Source organism: Methylophaga marina (assembly GCF_030296755.1).
In the GTDB taxonomy this organism is placed as follows: Bacteria; Pseudomonadota; Gammaproteobacteria; order Nitrosococcales; family Methylophagaceae; genus Methylophaga; species Methylophaga marina.
The window spans coordinates 3,020,895-3,039,682 of record NZ_AP027741.1 but is presented as its reverse complement, the minus strand read 5'-3'; the positions used below and the strand labels follow the sequence as shown (position 1 = coordinate 3,039,682).

Genomic DNA, 18,788 nt, shown 5'->3' with positions numbered 1-18,788 from the left:
AATGAGCTTAGATGGAAAAATTGCTCTGGTCACTGGAGCTACACGCGGCATTGGTAAGGCGATTGCGATCAGTTTGGGGGAGCAAGGTGCAACTGTTATCGGTACAGCAACATCTGAAAATGGTGCCGTGACTATTTCAGACTTTCTAAAAGAAGCCAACATTCAAGGCCGTGGTATCGTTCTTAATGTCACCGATGCTGATGCTATTGATAATGTTGTCTCGACGATTGAGTCTGAGTTTGGTGCGCCGGAAATTCTGGTTAATAATGCTGGCATCACACGTGACAACTTATTAATGCGTATGAAAGATGATGAGTGGGATGACATCATTAATACAAACCTCACTCCGATTTATAAGCTTAGTAAACGTTGCCTAAGAGCGATGACTAAAGCGCGCTGGGGTAGAATTATTACGATCACGTCTGTAGTGGGTGCAATGGGCAATGCTGGCCAGACTAACTATGCAGCGGCAAAAGCTGGTGTAATCGGCTTCAGCAAGTCTCTAGCTCGCGAAGTGGGTGCCCGCGGCATTACGGTCAATACTGTTGCTCCTGGCTTTATCGATACCGATATGACAAGTTCTTTGCCAGAAGCTCACAAGACTGCGCTGCTTGAGCAAGTCCCATTGAAGCGATTGGGGTTACCTGAGGAGATTGCCGCTGCGGTGAGTTATCTTGCCAGTACCCATGCTGGATATGTGACGGGAGAAACATTGCACGTTAATGGCGGCATGTATATGAGCTAATAGTCTGTAACTGACTATTAATTAAGTAATTTAATTATGAGTCAAGTTAGATGAATGCCATTTAGCTTGTCTCAATGGTGCAGGCACTATAAAATGCCTGCACATTGTTTGATGTATTAACCACCAAAGGAAATATTAGTTATGAGTGATATCGAAGCTCGCGTAAAAGAAATTGTTGTTGAACAATTAGGTGTCAACGCTGATGAAGTAACTGCGGATGCTTCATTTATCGACGACCTGGGCGCAGACTCTCTGGATACAGTAGAGTTGGTTATGGCTTTGGAAGAAGCTTTCGAATGTGAAATCCCAGACGAAGAAGCTGAGAAAATCACTACAGTTAAAGAAGCCGTTTCTTATATTAACGCACATCAGTCTTAATATAATTAAAAGCGCTTATGATAGCCGTCTAGTGTGTGAGAACATGCTAGGCGGCTATGTCATGTATACCTGTAGGTTTAAGGGGAAAACCTGATGTCGAAAAGACGCGTTGTCGTTACTGGTCTTGGAGCTGTTACGCCAGTCGGGCTGACAGTAAAAGAAAGCTGGGAAAATATTGTTGCAGGAAAAAGTGGTGTAGCACCGCTGACGTTGTTTGATGTTTCAGATTTTACTGTTCGCTTTGGTGCGAGCGTGAAAAATTTTGACGTCACATCAGTCATTCCTAAAAAAGACGCCAAAAAAATGGATACCTTCATTCATTACGGTATCGCAGCAGCCAAAGAAGCTATTGAAGACGCTGGACTGGTTATTACCGATGAAAATGCAGAAAGAATTGGTGTTGCTATTGGTTCAGGTATTGGCGGCTTACCCGGTATCGAAGCAGGTTACGACAGTTATTTGAATGGTGGACCTCGTAAAATCTCACCTTTCTTTGTACCGAGTAATATCATTAATATGATATCGGGCAATTTATCCATCATGTATGGAATGAAAGGGCCTAATACGGCTATCGTAACAGCTTGCTCAACGGGTACACACTGTATCTCTGCTGCGGGACGCATGATTCAATATGGTGATGCCGATGTCATGATTGCCGGTGGCGCAGAAATGGCCACATCGAAAACCGGTCTTGGTGGCTTCGCCGCAGCACGTGCATTGTCAACGCGAAATGATGATCCTGCAGCGGCTAGTCGTCCGTGGGATAAAGACCGTGATGGTTTTGTATTAGGTGATGGTGCGGGTGTCATTGTCCTGGAAGAGTATGAACATGCAGTGAAGCGTGGTGCCACTATCTATGCTGAACTTGTTGGTTCAGGCATGAGCAGTGACGCGTATCATATGACATCACCTTCTGAAGGCGGAGAAGGCGCTGCACGCTGTATGGTCAATGCGATCAAGGATGCAGGTTTAAATCCTGAAGCAATCGATTATATCAATGCACATGGCACATCGACTCCTGCAGGTGATGCCGCTGAGACACAAGCCATCAAAAAAGCATTAGGTGATGCGGCAAACAACGTAGCGATAAGTTCAACTAAATCGATGATTGGCCACCTATTGGGTGCTGCAGGTGGCGTAGAAGCGGTATTTAGCTTACTTGCAATACGTGACCAAGTTGCACCACCAACAATTAACCTTGATAATCAGGATGAAAGTTGTGACCTCGATTACGTACCTAACACTGCACGACAAATGAAAATTGATGTCGCCATGTCTAACTCATTTGGTTTTGGCGGTACGAACGGTACTGTAATATTCAAAAAGTTAAGTTAAGTTGAGTGAACCGGTGATTCTGATAAATGGTCAACCGGCAACAACGCTTTCAGTAGCAGACCGTGGCCTTCAATACGGCGACGGTCTGTTTGAAACTATCCCTTTTCGACATGGAAAACTAGAATACCTCGATGCCCATATTGAACGATTACTTCGCGGGTGCAATCGCTTACAAATCGACTTCACTGATTTAGCATTACTTCAGCATGAGTTAGTCACACTTTGTGCGCAGACAGCAGAAGATGCTGTGATAAAAATCATGATTACTCGTGGTAGCGGTGGGCGCGGCTATAAACCGCCTCTGGATGCATTGCCCCAACGTATTATTGCCAGTCATCCTTTACCAGACTATCCCACTCATTATTCCGAAGGCGTCACAGTTCAACTCTGTTCAATACGACTTTCTTCGAATCCACTATTGGCTGGCATAAAGCATTTGAACCGTCTTGAACAAGTGCTAGCGCGTAATGAATGGTCTACTGACGCGATTGCAGAAGGCTTGATGTTAGACTACCAAGACCGGCTTGTTGAAGGGACAATGAGTAATCTGTTTCTGGTCAAAGATGAACATTTATTGACACCGAATCTGAATGAGAGCGGGATAGAAGGGATTATGCGTCAGCGAGTAATAGAACTTGCCTCAGTTTTAAATATGCCCACTGAAATAACGACCTTAAACATGGATGATTTGTACCAAGCGGATGAAGTCTTCCTCACAAACAGTCTGATTAACATATGGCCAGTCACTGCACTGAGCGGAACCAATAAAACATGGTCTCACGGCACTATAACACAACGTTTGCAAAAGGCATTGAGCACTACTGACAATTGATATGAAGAATACGATTTTATTAAAAACTCTCATGCCGGCGTTGTTAGCTGCTGTCATCTGTACCTATATTGTTATCCAATACAACCGTTTTATGACCACACCGCTTTCCATTGCTGAGCCGGTAGCATTTGTTGTCGAACCGGGTAGTAATCTTAAGCGTGTCAGTCAGCAATTATACGAGCAAAATATTACTCCAATCACGCCGATACACTTGCGAATTTATGGAAGAGTCAATGACTTAGCCAGCAAGATTAAAGCAGGTGAATATGAGTTGTCCCCGAGTGATACCTTGCCAGAAGTCATGAATAAACTCGTCTCTGGCAAAGTGATAATGAACTCACTGACCATCGTTGAGGGAATGACAGCACAGTCACTTATTGATGTAGTAGCCGCTCATCCAAAAATCAAACACACCATAGAAAAGGCGGAGCTAAGTGAGGTCATGAAAGCCTTAGGCAAACCAGATGTAGTAGGTGAGGGTTGGTTTCTTCCTGAAACATATCATTTTCCTACTGGTACCACCGATATTGAATTTTTGAAACGTGCATACGAACAGATGCAGACGGTCTTAAAACAAGCATGGGAATATCGTGCTAAGGACCTTCCATATGAATCACCTTATGAGGTGTTGATCATGGCGTCTATTATCGAAAAAGAAACCGCCGTGGCTGATGAGCGACCAGAAATTGCTGGTGTATTTGTGCGCAGACTAGAAAAAGGCATGCGGCTACAAACAGATCCAACTGTGATTTATGGCATCAGGAAAAACTTTGATGGTAATTTACGTAAGAAAGATCTGAGAACTGACACTCCCTACAATACATACACACGTAGTGGTTTACCACCGACCCCTATTTGTTTACCAAGTAGAGAATCAATCAACGCTGCACTTCATCCAGCTAAAGGTAACAGCTTATACTTTGTAGCAACGGGTATAGATGGCAGACATATCTTTTCATCCAATCTGGCCGACCACAATAAAGCGGTAAGAAAGTATCAATTGAATAAACAATGATCGGTAAATTTATCAGTATTGAAGGTATTGAAGGTGCTGGCAAGTCAACGCAAATCCAGTTTATCAAAACCTATTTAGAGCGGTTCAATCAAACTGTCGTCGTCACACGCGAACCCGGTGGTACACCACTGGCTGAAGAAATTCGTGAGTTATTACTCAAACCACGAGAAGAGCGGATGAGTGATGATACAGAATTATTACTTATGTTTGCTGCACGTGCTCAGCATATTAATCAGGTCATTCTTCCTGCTTTATCAGAAGGAAAGTGGGTCGTATGTGACCGCTTTGTTGATGCAACGTTTGCATATCAGGGGGCGGGACGAGGTATTCATGAAGAACGCATTGCCGCTCTGTCTGAGTGGACGCTGGCAGGTCTGAAAACCGATTTAACGTTACTCTTTGATTTGCCTGTCGATGTGGGGCAGCAACGTGTTAACCAGAGATTGTTGCAGAAAGATCGGTTTGAGCAAGAAAAAACTGACTTTTTTGAGAAAATTCGTCATTGTTATCTTGAACGTGCAGCCGCTGAGCCTGAACGTATTCAGATTATCGATGCAGAGAAGTCTATTACGGCTATTGAACAGCAAGTTTCTAACATACTTGATAAATTACTGAAAAAAGTATGAAAACAGAGCTATATCCCTGGCATCAGCTTGCTTGGCAACATATTGTTTCACTTTATCAGTCTAAACGAATGCCTCATGCTCTTTTGCTAAACGGAATCTATGGACTAGACAATGATGTGCTTGCCAACAAGCTGACTAAAAGTCTGTTATGTCTAAATCCGACGGAGGACTTTGAGAGCTGCAATACTTGTCATAGCTGTCAGTTATTTTCAGCAGAAAGTCATCCAGATCATACTGTTCTAAAGCCAGAGGAGGCCGGTAAGCAGATAAAAGTCGATCAAATCCGGCAGCTGAAAGATTTACAGTCCTTAATGCCTAAGGTTTCTCCAGCTAAAACTGTTATTATCCAGCAAGCAGATCATATGAATACCAATGCTTTTAACAGTTTGTTAAAGCTGCTTGAGGAACCGCAGGATAATACCATCCTAATTCTGGTGGCCAGCTCGCTCCACAGACTTCCAATAACGATAAAAAGCCGTTGTCAAACGATTACTATCTCACGACCAGAATATGCTCTGGCTGCTGAATGGTTACAGAGCCAATCCGACTGGAATCAGCAGGAGATTGAGACTGTGCTGAAACTGGCTCATGGTGGGCCAGTAGCTGCACTAGATATAGGTGAAGAAGGGATTGAGCAGAGCAAACAGGTTTTTCGAGGTATGGCAGCATTAATGCGTGCTGAAGCCAATCCTGTGCAACTCGCCTCTCAATGGCAAGCGTTTGATCTGATTTCTGTGTTACATCAATTACAAGCCATGATACAAACCAAACTGGCTTCACTGTTAGATGGAAAAGAGCAGCTAGAATCCCATCTCCTCAAGCATTATTGGGCTATTTCAGATTGCATCATCCATACAATGAAGTTACTATCCTCTCAGAATAACCTAAATAAAACCTTACTTTTAGAAGATTTGATGGTGTCGATTATGCAACATGCACGTCAGATTCAGCAGCATCAACAATAAACAGGTAATACAATGGCTTCTAATCCAAGAAAAGGCATTTTGTCACTGAAAATTACCGATCAGAATATGCTGTATCACTCTTATATGCCTTATGTAAAAAATGGTGGTTTGTTTATTCCCACAACCAAAAGCTATCAGCTCGGTGAAGAGGTATTTATTCTTTTGTCACTGATGGATGAGGCAGAAAAGTTACCGGTGGCGGGAACTATCGTCTGGATAACACCACGTGGTGCTCAAGGTAATCAGGCAGCCGGTATTGGTGTCCATTTCAGTGATATTGACGGGAGTGCTGCTGTTGTCAGAGGTAAGATTGAAAACTATTTAGTCGATAAGCTTAAATCAGATAAAGCCACTTATACCATGTAAGCCTATTCTTAACGGCTTCCATTCCCCTATTTCAAGTTGTTATTGTTTATGTATATAGATTCACATTGTCACCTCAATTTGCTTGCCGATGAAGAGGGCGGCATAGATGCTATGGTTTCCGAGGCAGAAAGTCAGGGAATAGATCATATTCTCTGTATCGCTATCGATAAAAAAGCTCGCTGGATGTAAAAAACATTGCTGATCGTTACCCTAATGTCAGTGCTAGTGTAGGGATTCATCCTAATGTCGAAGCAGATGAGCAATATTCTGTGGATACATTGGTAGTAGAAGCTAATCATCCTAAAGTTATTGCTATCGGTGAAACCGGTCTCGACTATTTTCGTAGTGAAGGTGATCTTGCCTGGCAACGTGATCGTTTTCGTGTGCATATTGAAGCGGGTAAACAAACGAAGAAACCCTTAATCATTCACACGCGTGAAGCACGCGAAGATACGATGACGATACTTGAAAATGAAAATGCAAGAGATGCCGGCGGCATTATTCATTGTTTCACTGAAAATTGGGAAACGGCTCAGCGAGCACTGGATATTGGTTTTTATATTTCGCTATCAGGCATTGTGACCTTTAAAAGTGCGAAAGAGTTACAGGAAGTCGCTAAAAAATTGCCATTAGACAGAGTATTGATAGAGACTGACGCACCGTATCTGGCACCAGTGCCACACCGCGGGAAAACCAATAAGCCGGTTTTTGTAAAACATGTGGCCGAGTTTTTAGCTGAGTTACGTGGTGATACGGTTGAAAATATTGCTGCTGTCACCAGTCAGAATTTTAGACGCTTATTTCCTACAGTGGCAGCTTAAGAGTATGAGACAGATAAATAGAAAATGGACATTTCTTTTATTAATCATCGCGCTTGTATTCCTTCAAGCTTGTTCAGATGAAAAACAGAAATTTGAACTCACCGATTCCGCTGTCATATTAGCGTTTGGTGATAGCCTGACGTTTGGCACTGGCGCTAACCCTGAACAAAGTTATCCTGCTCAACTTGCAAAGCTTACTGGTCGAACCGTTATTAACGCTGGTGTGCCCGGTGAGATAAGTGAGAAGGCACTGGAGCGATTGCCTGAATTGTTAAATAAACATCATCCTCAACTGGTGATTTTATGTCATGGTGGCAATGACTTATTGAGAAAGCTGAATGTAGGCGAACTGGAATCAAACCTGGGCAAGATGGTTGATCTCATCCAGCAAAGTGGTGCTGATGTACTTTTAGTCTCGGTGCCTAAACCGGGGTTATTGATGCAAGCTTCACCAGTCTACCAACGTGTAGCTGAAGCTAAGGGCGTTGCCATTGAAGACAGCATCATCGCAAAGGTTGAAGCTGAAATAGAATGGAAATCGGATCCGATTCATCCTAATGCCATCGGTTATAAAAAGATTGCAGAGCAACTCGCCCTCTGGATTGATTAATTCTGAACGGTAACAATCTTATTACGCCCAGCGCCTTTCGCCTCATAAAGGGCTTCGTCTGCTTGTTTAATAAGATTAGCAACCTTAGAGTGCTGACTTGGCTGGTGAATACAAACGCCAATGCTCGTTGTCACATCGATAGCTTGATTGAATTCCATATCCATCTTTTCAACAGTAGATCGGATTCGTTCAAAAAGCAGCTCACTTTCATCACGTTTCTTTAAACAGGCAGCGATAAGAAACTCTTCTCCACCATAGCGACACAATACATCATATGGACGTAAAGTTTGTTGAACGTGTTTACTTAATTGTTTAAGCACTTTATCGCCTTCCGGGTGGCCGAAGTAGTCGTTAATGTGTTTGAAATGATCAATATCAAGTAAAGCCACTGCCAGAAATTCGTTCTTTCTAATACACCGTTCTATCTCAATATCTACAGCAACGAAGCCAGCACGACGGTTCATTACACCGGTTAGTTCATCATAATACGCAAGTTTTTCAAGCATTTTGTTTGTATTGATTAAGCGATCCTGCACTCGCAGAATGCGCTCGGCTACAGCATATTTTGCTTTTAAAAAGAGGCCATCGATGGGTTTGGTGATAAAGTCATCCGCGCCTGCAGCCAAGGCTTCAATAATCTGTTCTTTTTTATTGTTTGAAGAAACAATAATAACGTAAGGAGGAGAGTCGATCAGGTTTTGACGAATTAGGCTGGTAATCTCAACGCCATTAATACCTGGCATATTCCAGTCGAGAAAGATTAATTCAGGTGCTTCAGTTTGATTGATGACAGCCATGGCCTCGTGACCGTCTTTGGTAACGTGTAACTCACAGCCATAACCTTTAAGTAGGGAAGAGAGTGTGAGACGACTCACTTCATCATCATCAGCAATTAAGACTTTCATCAATTAGACCTTGTGGTTGTCAGTTACAAGATGGTTATATATCTAGGTGGTATTGTGGTTGAGGTAATCAGTCATGGTCAACTGGATATCTGATATATCGTTCTTTAACAATGACATCTCACTTTCAATTCTTTCGATATCAGTCGCATTAGCAGCTTCTTCAATGGCAATACAATCATCTACAACTCTTAAAGCACCTACTGCAGCTGCACTGCCTTTTAATTTGTGTGCATGGGCTTTTATGGATACGAAGTCTTTCTGTGATAGTGCCGACTCCAGTACAGACATCGCTTTTTCAACATTATCTAAAAACATCTGCATCATCTTTTGTAGTAGGGCTTCATCATTCAGTAATCTGTTGTAAGCACCTTCACGGTCCCATAGTGCGTGTGTGGTTTCTCTCTCCATATTGTTACCTATATGACATTATTGTTGTGTTAAATGATGGTTATATTATTTTTTAATTATTGTTGAACTTAAATGTAACATTGTTCGCTTTATTCTGTATCGGCTAGAGCAAAATAACGTTCAAATGCCTGCTGTATATCTTCTACACTGACCGGTTTAAGAAGATAATCATTCATGCCCGACTCAATTGCTTCTTGCTTATCTGTCGTTGAAGCATTAGCAGTTAGTGCCACAATCCAGGGATTATTATTGTTGAAGTGTTTTCTGATGCGTTTGGTCGCTTCAACACCATCACAATCCGGCATCTGCCAATCCATAAAGATGAGATCGTAGTGATGTTCATTTTGCAGATTAATGGCTTCAATCCCGTTTTCTGCTAATGCGGCATCCCCACCCAGTTTTTTGATAATCATTTGCATCATAAAGCGGTTCATTTCAAGATCGTCAACGACAAGAATAGATAGCTGAGAAATTTTGTTTTCAATAGCAAGATGGGGCGTTTCACTCTCTGTCTGGTTTTTTCTACCAACGATAGGGGTAAATCGAGCGTGAAAGAGGAGCCTTTATTGATGCTGCTTTGCACATGAATATCACCGTCCATCAACACGGCTAGACTTTTAGATATAGCCAGTCCTAAGCCTGTTCCGCCATATTTACGGTTTGTCGTCTGGTCCAGTTGATTGAAGTGTTCAAATAACCCTGTCATCTGTTTAGCACTCATCCCTACGCCAGTATCCGTGACTTTTATGATTAACCGTTGCTGTCCAAAATTTTCAATAGCATCGATATCGACTTTAATACTTCCTGATTGAGTAAACTTGACAGCATTGTTGAGCAAATTAAGAACAATCTGTTTCAGACGGATCTCATCGGTCATGATGAGTTGTTCCATAAGAACCGGTGCGATATTCACCGTAATAGGTAAATCTTTTTGCTCGGCCAGTGGGGTAGTAATACGTACACAATCCTCAATAGTGCTGGCTAGATTAACGGCTTGATAGTCAAGCTCTAACTTCCCGGCTGATATTTTTGAAAAGTCCAGTATGTCGCCAATGATAGAGGAGAGTTGTTTGGAGCTGATTGATAATGATTCAACCAGTTGACGTTGTTCTGTATCTAACGCTGTTTTATTTAACAAACTCGTCAAACCGATAACACCATTTAACGGTGAACGAAGCTCATGACTTACCATGGCTAAAAAAGCATCTTTAGCTGTTTCACGTTGTTTGGCGGAGCGATTTCTTTGCCGCATGTATACCGCCACAAGTAAGGTAATCGTCAATAGCGTGCCAAGTGCAGCAAAGTTAAGCACTCTAGCAATGGGGTAAGTGCTGGTATTTTTGACTGCAAGCAGCCAACTACCGGAACGAAAATGGATAGGCGATATATGATCGGGCTTATCAAAAATAGCCGCTTGTCCCCAGAATACTTCGCCATCTTCACCCAAGCCATGCCTGCCTTTTAACGCCAATTCAAAGCCATTCATGTCTGAGTCGAGTAAGCCCGCTTCATTGAGTAAGCTTTCCGTTGTAAAAAGAATCGTTGCCAAGCCCCAAAAATCATTCCTTGGTTTAAGGTTTGTGTCAGCTAACAGGTGATGATCAACAAGCCTATCGGAGGATGAATTTGGCGATAATTTACTAAAGATGGCCTTGCGGGCGATGATAGCGCTACCGCCTTGAATCAGGTTTATTGGTCCGGTTATGACTTGTTCGTATAAATAAATAGCACTGATGATCTGCTCTCTCCGAGCATCATCTTTAAATAAATCATAGCCTAATGCTTTTTTGTTATTTTCAGGCCCAGTTAAATAACGAATAACACCTTGTGGTGCTAGTTGTAAGCTCAAAAAACCATCTACGGATTGGTGAAGCTGATTGGCAAAACGATCGAAGCGCTTTTGGAATTGTTGCTCATCTTCTTTCACTTGCAGATTATAGTGTGCATTTTCAATCACAAATGCGTTTAAGGATTCCAGGCTCGATAAACGTTCTGATAATGTACTTTGTAATGATGATGCGTGTTTTGCGATAAAGGCACTGGCGATTTGTTCTCTTTGTACATCAATTTCATGCATTTCTTGCAGCATCAAATACGCAGTGGCCATGCTGCCTATCAGTAAAATTAATAGGTAACTGCGATAGACGTATATCCAAGCATAAAGTTGTTTCATTTTCTGCCTTAGCTTAGAAGGGAAGTAAGAACATAACTTGTGGAACAGACTCAATCACACCATCAAGTCCAAATTTATTGTACCAGTATGAATACTCTATACCTGCATAGAATTGATTGTCATGTTGCCAGTAATGACCGACATCAATGAGTAGTTGAGGTTGAGCCAACAGACTGGCATGCCCGCCTGTCGCTTCAGCACTTTGCCAGTCAATAAAGCCTTTAAATAAAAAGCGATGTTGAGCAATATCAAAAGTCATTCCCCAAATTGGAGAAACTTGTATGCCAGTGGTTTCAAGGTGTTCGGCTTTAAAAGCCATAACATCTAATTTGAGATAGTCAAATACAGACGTTTTAAACTTGACACCGGCACCCAGCAGATAAGCCTTGAACGGGTCTGATTTGGGTAAATTACCTGCATTGATACCAGCAACAATAGAGATATCATCAAATAGAGTGAGAGGGAGTGGCCGTGCTGTTAGGGCCTTCCAGGTAAGACGGGGATAAAACTCTGCATAGAATTCAGTACTTGTATCAGAACGATTAAAGACATTGGTGAAAAAATAACTCTCTCCGAACTGCCACGATGACGCATGTTCAATTGTTATTGACTCTCTTGATGAGGGGCCCAGTTCATATTGATTACCATATAAAAACTGAATATTGCTGGCACGCCACTTAGGTCTGTCTTCGGCGAATGATATCGATGACGATAATAAAAAAATGATCAGGTACAAACAGCGGTGTGACATGTGCGTCTCGAGTCAATTATTAAATTGTTTATCGACTCGATGAAGACTTTATTGAACCTAGTTAGTTATGAGCCTGATGCTGTTTTTAGTATCAGATCAAGCATAATAGGTGAGGAGCCTACGTGAGGTGTGACCTCAATAATGATGTCTGGGTGCGCCGCTTTGACTTCTGCAATGATCTCTGGAATGTCTTCCGTGACATGTTTGCCCGAGTTTAGAAAATAAGGTGAAACAACAATCTGTTTAGCGCCTGATTTTACACAGTGTTCTATACCCTCAGGGATAAGGGGAGAAGCCAACTCCAAAAAAGCAGATTCGACAATATCAAAGTCATGTTGTCCGTGTTCTCTTATTTGTGTAGCAATCTTTTTCACTTCATCATTTGATGCTTGTCGACGGCTGCCATGAGCAATAATGAGTAACGCTTTCATGCTTTTCCTTCTTTATTCTTTATTCTTTATTCTTTAGGCCGTTATTATCGGGTATCTGACTAAAAATTTGTGTGAAGAAATTAAATCATTTCTTTTTAGTCTCAATGAGGGTGATAAGTCACTTAATGCGAGGATATGATGAAATTGAACGTCGCGCTGATGTTACTAGCTGTATGGTTTGCCCCCATGGTCATGGCCCAAGATGAAGCACATAAAGAGTGTCTGCAAATTTCAAGTTTAACCGGAGACTATTTCGCTCAACGATTAGACGGTAAAACGAAAGCAGAGATGCAACAGGCAACGCCCTCCGAGTTCAAGCATACGGCGTTTTTGAGAAAGATTGAACTGGCGATAAACCTGGCTTTTACTTTCCCTGAATCGCAGTCAGAAGAGCAGATTGAGAAAGCCGTTTATGAAAACTGTTTGGAACACAGGGATAATTAATAGTACATCTCATATGAACGATGCTTTTCACATCGTGTGACCAGCGTTCTACCCAAACGGAATTGTGAGCCTTCGTCACCGCAAATCATGCAGCATTTAGTTGACCGCATTTGCGCTTGTTTGATGATGTGATTGATATCACGAGTGCCATTGATGACATCACATAGAATTTTACCTTGATGTTCCTCGATGAAGACTATTCTTGGTAGAAACATGCGTTGTCGGTGTTTTTTATTGATCTCTTGAGCCACATCCTCGATAGCGGCACAGAGGTTAAAAACCAGTTCGAACCAGCCTGATGGCACATTGATTTCATGTTGACGACCCAGGGTAATTGGGCAACGAAGTTTTAAGCGGGCTTTTTGTGCGTTTTTCATGGTTGATCTATCACAACATATTACTCATCGACACATAGACACGCGAAGGATGAAAAAAGATTCAGTGTTGACTGGTACAAAGAAAGATTGGCTGCCTGTGTGAACAGGCAGCCTGATGAATTAACCAATACGACGGTATTTGATACGTTCAGGTTGATGGTCTTTGCCAAAACGTTTCGCATAATCCTCAGCATACTCACTATAGTTCCCCTCAAAGAAGACAACCGAAGAGTCACCCTCATAGGCAATGATGTGTGTACATATTCTGTCAAGGAACCAACGATCATGCGATATCACGACGGCAGAACCAGGGAATGCAAGAATGGCTTCTTCTAGGGCACGAAGTGTTTCTACATCAAGATCATTGGTGGGCTCGTCAAGCAATAACACATTACCACCAGACTTAAGCAGTTTTGCCATATGCAGACGGTTACGTTCACCACCCGATAAATCTTTAACAAACTTCTGCTGATCTGAGCCTTTGAAGTTGAAACGGCCGCAATAAGCGCGAGAGGGTGTTTGATAATTTCCGACGGTAATCACATCAGCACCATCAGAAATCTCTTCAAACACGGTTTTTTTACCATCCAGCTCACGTGACTGATTCACATAGGCTAACTCAACGGTACTGCCAATTTCGATTTCTCCAGAGTCTGGTTGTTCTTCACCAGAAATCATGCGGAAGAGGGTCGATTTACCCGCCCCGTTAGGACCGATAATACCGACAATGGCACCTGCTGGAATCGATAAGCTCAGGTTTTCAAAGAGCAGCTTCTCACCGTAAGATTTTGTCACGTTATTGAGTTCAATGACTTTATCACCCAGGCGTGGACCGGGTGGAATATAAATTTCCTGTGTTTCATTGCGTTTCTGGAATTCACGTGAATTCATTTCTTCAAATGATTTCAGACGGGCTTTTGATTTAGTCTGACGACCTTTTGCCCCTTGTTTGACCCATTCCAGTTCTGCCTTAATGGCTTTTTGGTGAGACGCTTCTTCTTTAGCTTCTTGTTGCAAGCGCTGGTCTTTTTGCTCCAACCATGAAGAGTAGTTGCCTTCATATGGAATGCCACGACCACGATCAAGCTCCAAAATCCAGCCTGCTGCATTATCCAGGAAGTAGCGATCATGGGTGATGGCAACCACGGTGCCAGGGTATTCCTGTAAGAACCGCTCAATCCAGGCAATGGATTCCGCATCTAAATGGTTGGTTGGCTCATCAAGAAGTAGCATATCAGGATGGTCGAGCAATAATCGACATAAGGCAACGCGACGACGTTCACCACCGGATAAGACTGAAACAGGTGTCTCCCATGCTGGGAGACGTAAGGCGTCAGCTGCACGTTCCAAAGCATTTTCAAGATTATGCCCATCTTTTGCCTGAATCAGATTTTCTAATTCAGCCTGTTTCTTGGCTAAGGCATCAAAGTCGGCATCAGGATCGGCATAGGCAGCATAAATAGCATCAAGTTCATCGAGCGCACCTTTCACATCGGAGACGGCTTCCTCAACTACTTCGCGCACGGTTTTGCTGTCATCCAGTTCGGGTTCCTGAGGTAAGTAACCGATATTCAAGTCAGGCATTGGACGTGCTTCACCAATGTAATCTTGATCGATGCCCGCCATAATACGAAGCAGACTTGATTTACCTGAACCGTTCAGGCCAAGCACCCCGATTTTTGCGCCAGGGAAAAAGGATAAAGAAATATCTTTAAGTATTTCTCGTTTTGGCGGAACAATTTTGCCCACCCGATTCATACTGTATACGTACTGAGCCATGGTTAATCTTCCAAGAATTTGACGTGATAAGAAGCCGAAAATTCTACCTATTTCGACCTTAAATTGCGAGAGGCCTCACGGTTAGAAACGTTGATAAATCGACTCATACAACGACTTTTCAAATTTCATCACGGGCCAGCGTGACTGTTTTTCATCCGCAGGGTGAAAATTAGTGACGATTTGAACGAATAGCAAGTCCCGGTTACTTTTTGTGCGAATCTTACCCGCTAAATTGTATGTACCATAGAGCGTACCGGTCTTGGCTTGTATCTGACCTTTTAAGGGCGGTTTATTCACACTGCTTCTGAAGGCCAGTGTGCCACTCTCACCTGACACGGGTAGATCACTAATCAGGCCGAGTTCAGGATGTTTGAATATATAAGACACCACTTGTATCAGTTGTGAAGCTGACAACCTGTTATTTCTGGACAGACCAGAACCATCCACTAACATGGCATGGCTGAGATCAATATTCGCCTGTTGTTTGAGTATGTGCTGCAGTGCCGCAATACCATTTTCGTAGCTACCAGATTGTTTATAAAACTGATGACCAATTGTTTTTAAGATATTGTCAGCAATAAGATTATCTGAACGCTTGAGCATTTGTCTGATAAGTACATCCAGCGGTGCTGATTGATGTTCCGTGATGACGGCGCCATTTTTGTTGTCATCTCGGATGATTTTTCCTTTTAACTGAATACCGGCTTTATTTAACGCTTCTTCAATAGACGATTTTGCATAGGCTGTGGTGTTTTGCAAAGCAAACTTCAATTTCACTGGTAGTGATGCTTCATTGATGCAGCCACCGATTTGATAGTGATTCTGTTCATCAGCGAGTAATTTCATCTGACAGTAATCATCATCACTCACGGTTGTTTTGATAATTTGTAGCGATGAGGTATCGATATTGATGGGCTTTTTAGCTGACAGTAATACTTGTGCTTTGCTTGCACCAGGTTTGACATATAAATTGCCCATGGCACAGTTTTTATCAATGGAAATACTGCTGGAAGGGGCGCTATAACAAACACCAAGGTTATCCCATGGAAGCCCGATGGCCCGTTCGTAATCATCAAAAGCGGCACCATTAATATATAGATTACCTTTGATAACCGACTGATTTGCTCGCAGGGTTTTAAATAATCCATCCAGGTCATCTGAGCTAAAGTTAGGATCGCCACTGAAGCGTATAATGACATCCTCTTTATTCCGTTCAAGGCGTGTTACAAAACGAAAGTCATCTTTCAGATAGAGTTTTGCCGCGAGGGCAGTGACTAACTTTTGTAAACTCGCTGGGGGCTGTAACTGATCTTCACGCTGAGCAATCAGGGTTTTACCGGTTTTCATATCAATTAAATGGAAAGCGACATCCGTTGCCTTAGGCGTGTTCTTATTTGCTAAACCATCCACGGTTAAAGTTGTCGCCTGTACACTCACGCTGCTAAGCAAAAAAAGCAGAAAAATGATGTTAACTAAATGGGTAAGCATACTTGTTTCCTGATAAGAACGTTGAGTCACTAGGATGTTGATGCTATTGGTATTGAAGCAGACCTTCAATACATAAGGCATTAAAATTTGAAACGGTAACCAACACCCTGAACGGTAATGATAAATTTAGGCTGCATAGGGTCGTCATTCAACTTCTGCCGAAGATGTCCCACTAAAATCCGCAAATAATGGGTTTCGGTCATAAAATGTTCGCCCCAAATTTGCTTGAGTAATTGTTGATGCGTCAGAATCCGACCTGGTGTCGCTATCAGCTCATACAACAGGGCAAACTCTTTGCGTGATAGGTGAATACTGTGGTCATCTAACCAGACTTCTCGAGTTTGCGTGTTCACTGTTAAATTATCAACATGGATAATCGCATGGGGTCTTGGCTGATTATCATGAATCCGTATCAATGCCCGTACTCTGGCCATGAGCTCACTGATACCAAAAGGTTTGGTCACATAATCATTGGCACCTGAATCAAGTGCTCGGACTTTTTCATCTTCACTCGCTCTTACAGACAACACAATTATCGGAGCTTGAGTTTGTTTTCTCAATATCCGGATAACATCCTGACCATCTCTATCGGGTAGTCCCAGATCGAGGATAATGAGATCACAATGCAGCGACTCAGAGAAGGCAATCGCTTCTTTGGCAGTAACAGCCAAAGAGACATCATAGGTTTGGGCCTCTAGACTGATTCGTAAAAATTGCCTGATCTGTGGTTCATCTTCGATAATCAGAATTTTTTTGATGACATGCTCATTCTTGAGGTCCGTACACAACAGGATGTTTCGGTAAGGTGATATGCATGATGGTGCCACCAGATGAATTATCTATTACCTCAATATTGCCACTATGAGCAGCAATCATACCTTTCGAAATCGCCAGACCAAGTCCTGTGCCTGTTTTGGTTTCAGAATCATCATGCGTCACGCTATAAAACATATCGAATATTTTTACTTTTTCATGATCTGCAATGCCCGGTCCATTATCACTAATATCAATGTCGAGACTGGTTGTGGTGAGTTTAACGGAAATATCAATGTCACCGTCTGCTGGTGTCACTCTGGCGGCATTATCAATGATGTTGACAAGTGCTTGTTCTATTAATAAACCATGTACCCATATGATGGGAATATTATCTTGCACTGAGATATTCAAATGGCATGAATCTAATGCATCACGTAGTCGGTATAGCGTGCTCGCAATGATATCTCGGATATCAACCCAATCTCTATTCAGCGTGACTTTGCCCTGACCAAAACGTGTCATATCTAATAAATTCTGAATATGACGATCCAGACGCTGTGATTCATCCAGGACGGTGAGAAGCAGCTGTTTTTGATCATCAGCTGTCAGTTTTTCCTGATACTCAAGCAGACTCGATGCCGAACCAATAATAGATGAAAGCGGTGTCCGTAAGTCATGTGATACAGAAGACAATAGTGCGGAGCGTAACTGTTCTGTTTCTGAAAGCCGCCTGCTTGCTTCCAGATCTTCAGCAAGCAAAATGCGTTGAAGCGCCAATGCCGCGAGATTCGAAAAAGTCTGCAGCGCCGCTGACTGCTCCTCAGTTAAAGGCGATGGCACGTAGATAAGTGCCCGTGTTTTATTCTCTGTCCTAAGTGCAATAACTTCCCCATCTATTAGTTCGCTATTTTCTGGGTTCTCCCAGATTGTTTCCAATAGGCTGATGGAGGGAGATGGGGGTGTGGATGGCGTAAAAACGAGTTCTTGCTGGTTTTTTTCAATCAGGTAGAACGCCGAGGATAACGAGTGTTGAATAGCCTGCTGCAGCGTGTCTAAAACAAGCGCTGCATTCATAGCTGATGTCATTTTCTGGCTGAATGCAAAAAAGCGATGCTGCCGCTCAAGTGCTTGTTTCGATTCAGCAATGGCCAGCCGCATTTTTGATGCTAAATTTCCGGTTATCAAGCTGACAAAAATAAATAACACCAAGGTCGCCACATCATGACGATGGGTGATATCCAGTGTGTAATAAGGCTCAGTAAAAAAGAAGTTAAAGATCGTGAAACTTAAAGCGCTGGCATAAATGGCGGGACCTAGCGCCGTTTTGGCGGATATAAATACAATCCCAGCCATAAACAGCATTAACAGGCTGGTGTGAAGAAATAGGGGAGTCAGCAACGCGGTGACAAGACTGATACCAGTCATGGTGAGCGTCGCCAGTAAATACCCTTTTATGGGAGAGATGGCCTTAGTCACTGTTAGCAGGGGCGTCATTTTTGCTCATGGATTTTTATATTATTTTTACAATCTTGTTATATCAGCGCGGCATAATGCCGTTAAGTTTTTCAATTATGACAGGTAAA

Annotated in this window: 21 protein-coding genes and 1 pseudogene; 11 read left to right on the top strand and 11 right to left on the bottom strand. The window is 42.6% G+C overall.

The features are described from left to right. The first annotated feature begins 1 nt into the window (after window position 1). The 10 genes and pseudogenes from fabG to QUE24_RS15355 all read left to right on the top strand — a co-directional run bounded on the left by fabG (window position 2) and on the right by QUE24_RS15355 (window position 7,693). A complete protein-coding gene (gene fabG / locus QUE24_RS15400) occupies window positions 2-745 on the top strand; it encodes a 3-oxoacyl-ACP reductase FabG (RefSeq protein WP_286304667.1) in 744 nt (247 codons plus the stop codon). A 141-nt stretch (window positions 746-886) separates the two neighbouring features. Further along, on the top strand, window positions 887-1,123 hold the full coding sequence (gene acpP, locus QUE24_RS15395) for an acyl carrier protein (RefSeq protein WP_007145140.1): 237 nt from the start codon (window positions 887-889) through the stop codon (window positions 1,121-1,123). A gap of 93 nt (window positions 1,124-1,216) precedes the next feature. Next, window positions 1,217-2,458, top strand: a complete 1,242-nt coding sequence (fabF, locus tag QUE24_RS15390) for a beta-ketoacyl-ACP synthase II (RefSeq protein ID WP_286304666.1) — start codon at window positions 1,217-1,219, stop codon at window positions 2,456-2,458. A 1-nt stretch (window position 2,459) separates the two neighbouring features. Continuing rightward, window positions 2,460-3,290: an aminodeoxychorismate lyase gene (gene pabC / locus QUE24_RS15385; RefSeq protein ID WP_286304665.1), complete on the top strand. Its 831-nt coding sequence runs from the start codon at window positions 2,460-2,462 to the stop codon at window positions 3,288-3,290. Between the two features lies 1 nt (window position 3,291). After that, complete coding sequence (gene mltG / locus QUE24_RS15380; RefSeq protein WP_286304664.1) at window positions 3,292-4,305, top strand: endolytic transglycosylase MltG; 1,014 nt, start codon at window positions 3,292-3,294, stop codon at window positions 4,303-4,305. Then, window positions 4,302-4,931 carry a dTMP kinase gene (gene tmk, locus QUE24_RS15375; RefSeq protein WP_286304663.1) on the top strand — a complete coding sequence of 210 codons (630 nt, stop codon included), beginning with the start codon at window positions 4,302-4,304 and terminating at the stop codon, window positions 4,929-4,931. The genes mltG and tmk overlap by 4 nt, the downstream gene beginning before the upstream one ends. After that, the gene (locus QUE24_RS15370) at window positions 4,928-5,896 is read left to right on the top strand and encodes a DNA polymerase III delta subunit-related protein (RefSeq protein WP_286304662.1); all 969 of its coding nucleotides are present in this window, start codon (window positions 4,928-4,930) and stop codon (window positions 5,894-5,896) included. The genes tmk and QUE24_RS15370 overlap by 4 nt, the downstream gene beginning before the upstream one ends. Window positions 5,897-5,908: 12 nt before the next feature. Further along, entirely contained in the window at window positions 5,909-6,262 is a 354-nt protein-coding gene (locus QUE24_RS15365; RefSeq protein ID WP_286304661.1) for a PilZ domain-containing protein, read from the top strand. A gap of 48 nt (window positions 6,263-6,310) precedes the next feature. Beyond that, a pseudogene (locus tag QUE24_RS15360) lies at window positions 6,311-7,083 on the top strand (TatD family hydrolase). A 4-nt stretch (window positions 7,084-7,087) separates the two neighbouring features. After that, a complete protein-coding gene (locus QUE24_RS15355; protein ID WP_286304660.1) occupies window positions 7,088-7,693 on the top strand; it encodes an arylesterase in 606 nt (201 codons plus the stop codon). Here the strand turns inward: QUE24_RS15355 and QUE24_RS15350 are convergent. From QUE24_RS15350 to QUE24_RS15325, 6 genes are all read right to left on the bottom strand, one after another. Then, window positions 7,690-8,598, bottom strand: coding sequence for a GGDEF domain-containing response regulator (locus tag QUE24_RS15350; RefSeq protein ID WP_286304659.1), 909 nt, complete (start codon window positions 8,596-8,598; stop codon window positions 7,690-7,692). The genes QUE24_RS15355 and QUE24_RS15350 overlap by 4 nt on opposite strands. Window positions 8,599-8,640: 42 nt before the next feature. Continuing rightward, window positions 8,641-9,006, bottom strand: a complete 366-nt coding sequence (locus QUE24_RS15345) for an Hpt domain-containing protein (protein WP_286304658.1) — start codon at window positions 9,004-9,006, stop codon at window positions 8,641-8,643. An 89-nt stretch (window positions 9,007-9,095) separates the two neighbouring features. Continuing rightward, on the bottom strand, window positions 9,096-9,428 hold the full coding sequence (locus QUE24_RS15340; protein ID WP_286304657.1) for a response regulator: 333 nt from the start codon (window positions 9,426-9,428) through the stop codon (window positions 9,096-9,098). Window positions 9,429-9,436: 8 nt separating this feature from the next. After that, window positions 9,437-11,179 (bottom strand): sensor histidine kinase, encoded by a 1,743-nt coding sequence (locus QUE24_RS15335; protein WP_286304656.1) that lies wholly within the window; start codon window positions 11,177-11,179, stop codon window positions 9,437-9,439. 13 nt (window positions 11,180-11,192) lie between these two features. Further along, window positions 11,193-11,930, bottom strand: a complete 738-nt coding sequence (locus tag QUE24_RS15330; protein WP_286304655.1) for a DUF5020 family protein — start codon at window positions 11,928-11,930, stop codon at window positions 11,193-11,195. Between the two features lie 65 nt (window positions 11,931-11,995). Continuing rightward, window positions 11,996-12,361: a sirohydrochlorin chelatase gene (locus tag QUE24_RS15325; RefSeq protein WP_286304654.1), complete on the bottom strand. Its 366-nt coding sequence runs from the start codon at window positions 12,359-12,361 to the stop codon at window positions 11,996-11,998. Window positions 12,362-12,496: 135 nt separating this feature from the next. On the opposite strand from QUE24_RS15325, the gene QUE24_RS15320 reads away from it, so the two are divergent. Beyond that, window positions 12,497-12,805 (top strand): hypothetical protein, encoded by a 309-nt coding sequence (locus QUE24_RS15320; RefSeq protein WP_286304653.1) that lies wholly within the window; start codon window positions 12,497-12,499, stop codon window positions 12,803-12,805. On the opposite strand, the gene QUE24_RS15315 is transcribed toward QUE24_RS15320, so the two are convergent. The 5 genes from QUE24_RS15315 to QUE24_RS15295 all read right to left on the bottom strand — a co-directional run bounded on the left by QUE24_RS15315 (window position 12,802) and on the right by QUE24_RS15295 (window position 18,699). Beyond that, window positions 12,802-13,182 carry a hypothetical protein gene (locus QUE24_RS15315; RefSeq protein WP_286304652.1) on the bottom strand — a complete coding sequence of 127 codons (381 nt, stop codon included), beginning with the start codon at window positions 13,180-13,182 and terminating at the stop codon, window positions 12,802-12,804. The two genes, QUE24_RS15320 and QUE24_RS15315, sit on opposite strands and share 4 nt — an antisense overlap. Before the next feature lie 120 nt (window positions 13,183-13,302). Further along, on the bottom strand, window positions 13,303-14,961 hold the full coding sequence (ettA, locus tag QUE24_RS15310) for an energy-dependent translational throttle protein EttA (protein ID WP_286304651.1): 1,659 nt from the start codon (window positions 14,959-14,961) through the stop codon (window positions 13,303-13,305). Window positions 14,962-15,042: 81 nt separating this feature from the next. Beyond that, window positions 15,043-16,449 (bottom strand): D-alanyl-D-alanine carboxypeptidase/D-alanyl-D-alanine endopeptidase, encoded by a 1,407-nt coding sequence (gene dacB, locus QUE24_RS15305; protein ID WP_286304650.1) that lies wholly within the window; start codon window positions 16,447-16,449, stop codon window positions 15,043-15,045. An 80-nt stretch (window positions 16,450-16,529) separates the two neighbouring features. After that, on the bottom strand, window positions 16,530-17,237 hold the full coding sequence (locus tag QUE24_RS15300; RefSeq protein ID WP_286304649.1) for a response regulator: 708 nt from the start codon (window positions 17,235-17,237) through the stop codon (window positions 16,530-16,532). After that, window positions 17,215-18,699 carry a DUF4118 domain-containing protein gene (locus QUE24_RS15295; protein ID WP_286304648.1) on the bottom strand — a complete coding sequence of 495 codons (1,485 nt, stop codon included), beginning with the start codon at window positions 18,697-18,699 and terminating at the stop codon, window positions 17,215-17,217. The genes QUE24_RS15300 and QUE24_RS15295 overlap by 23 nt, the downstream gene beginning before the upstream one ends. Between the last annotated feature and the right edge of the window lie 89 nt (window positions 18,700-18,788).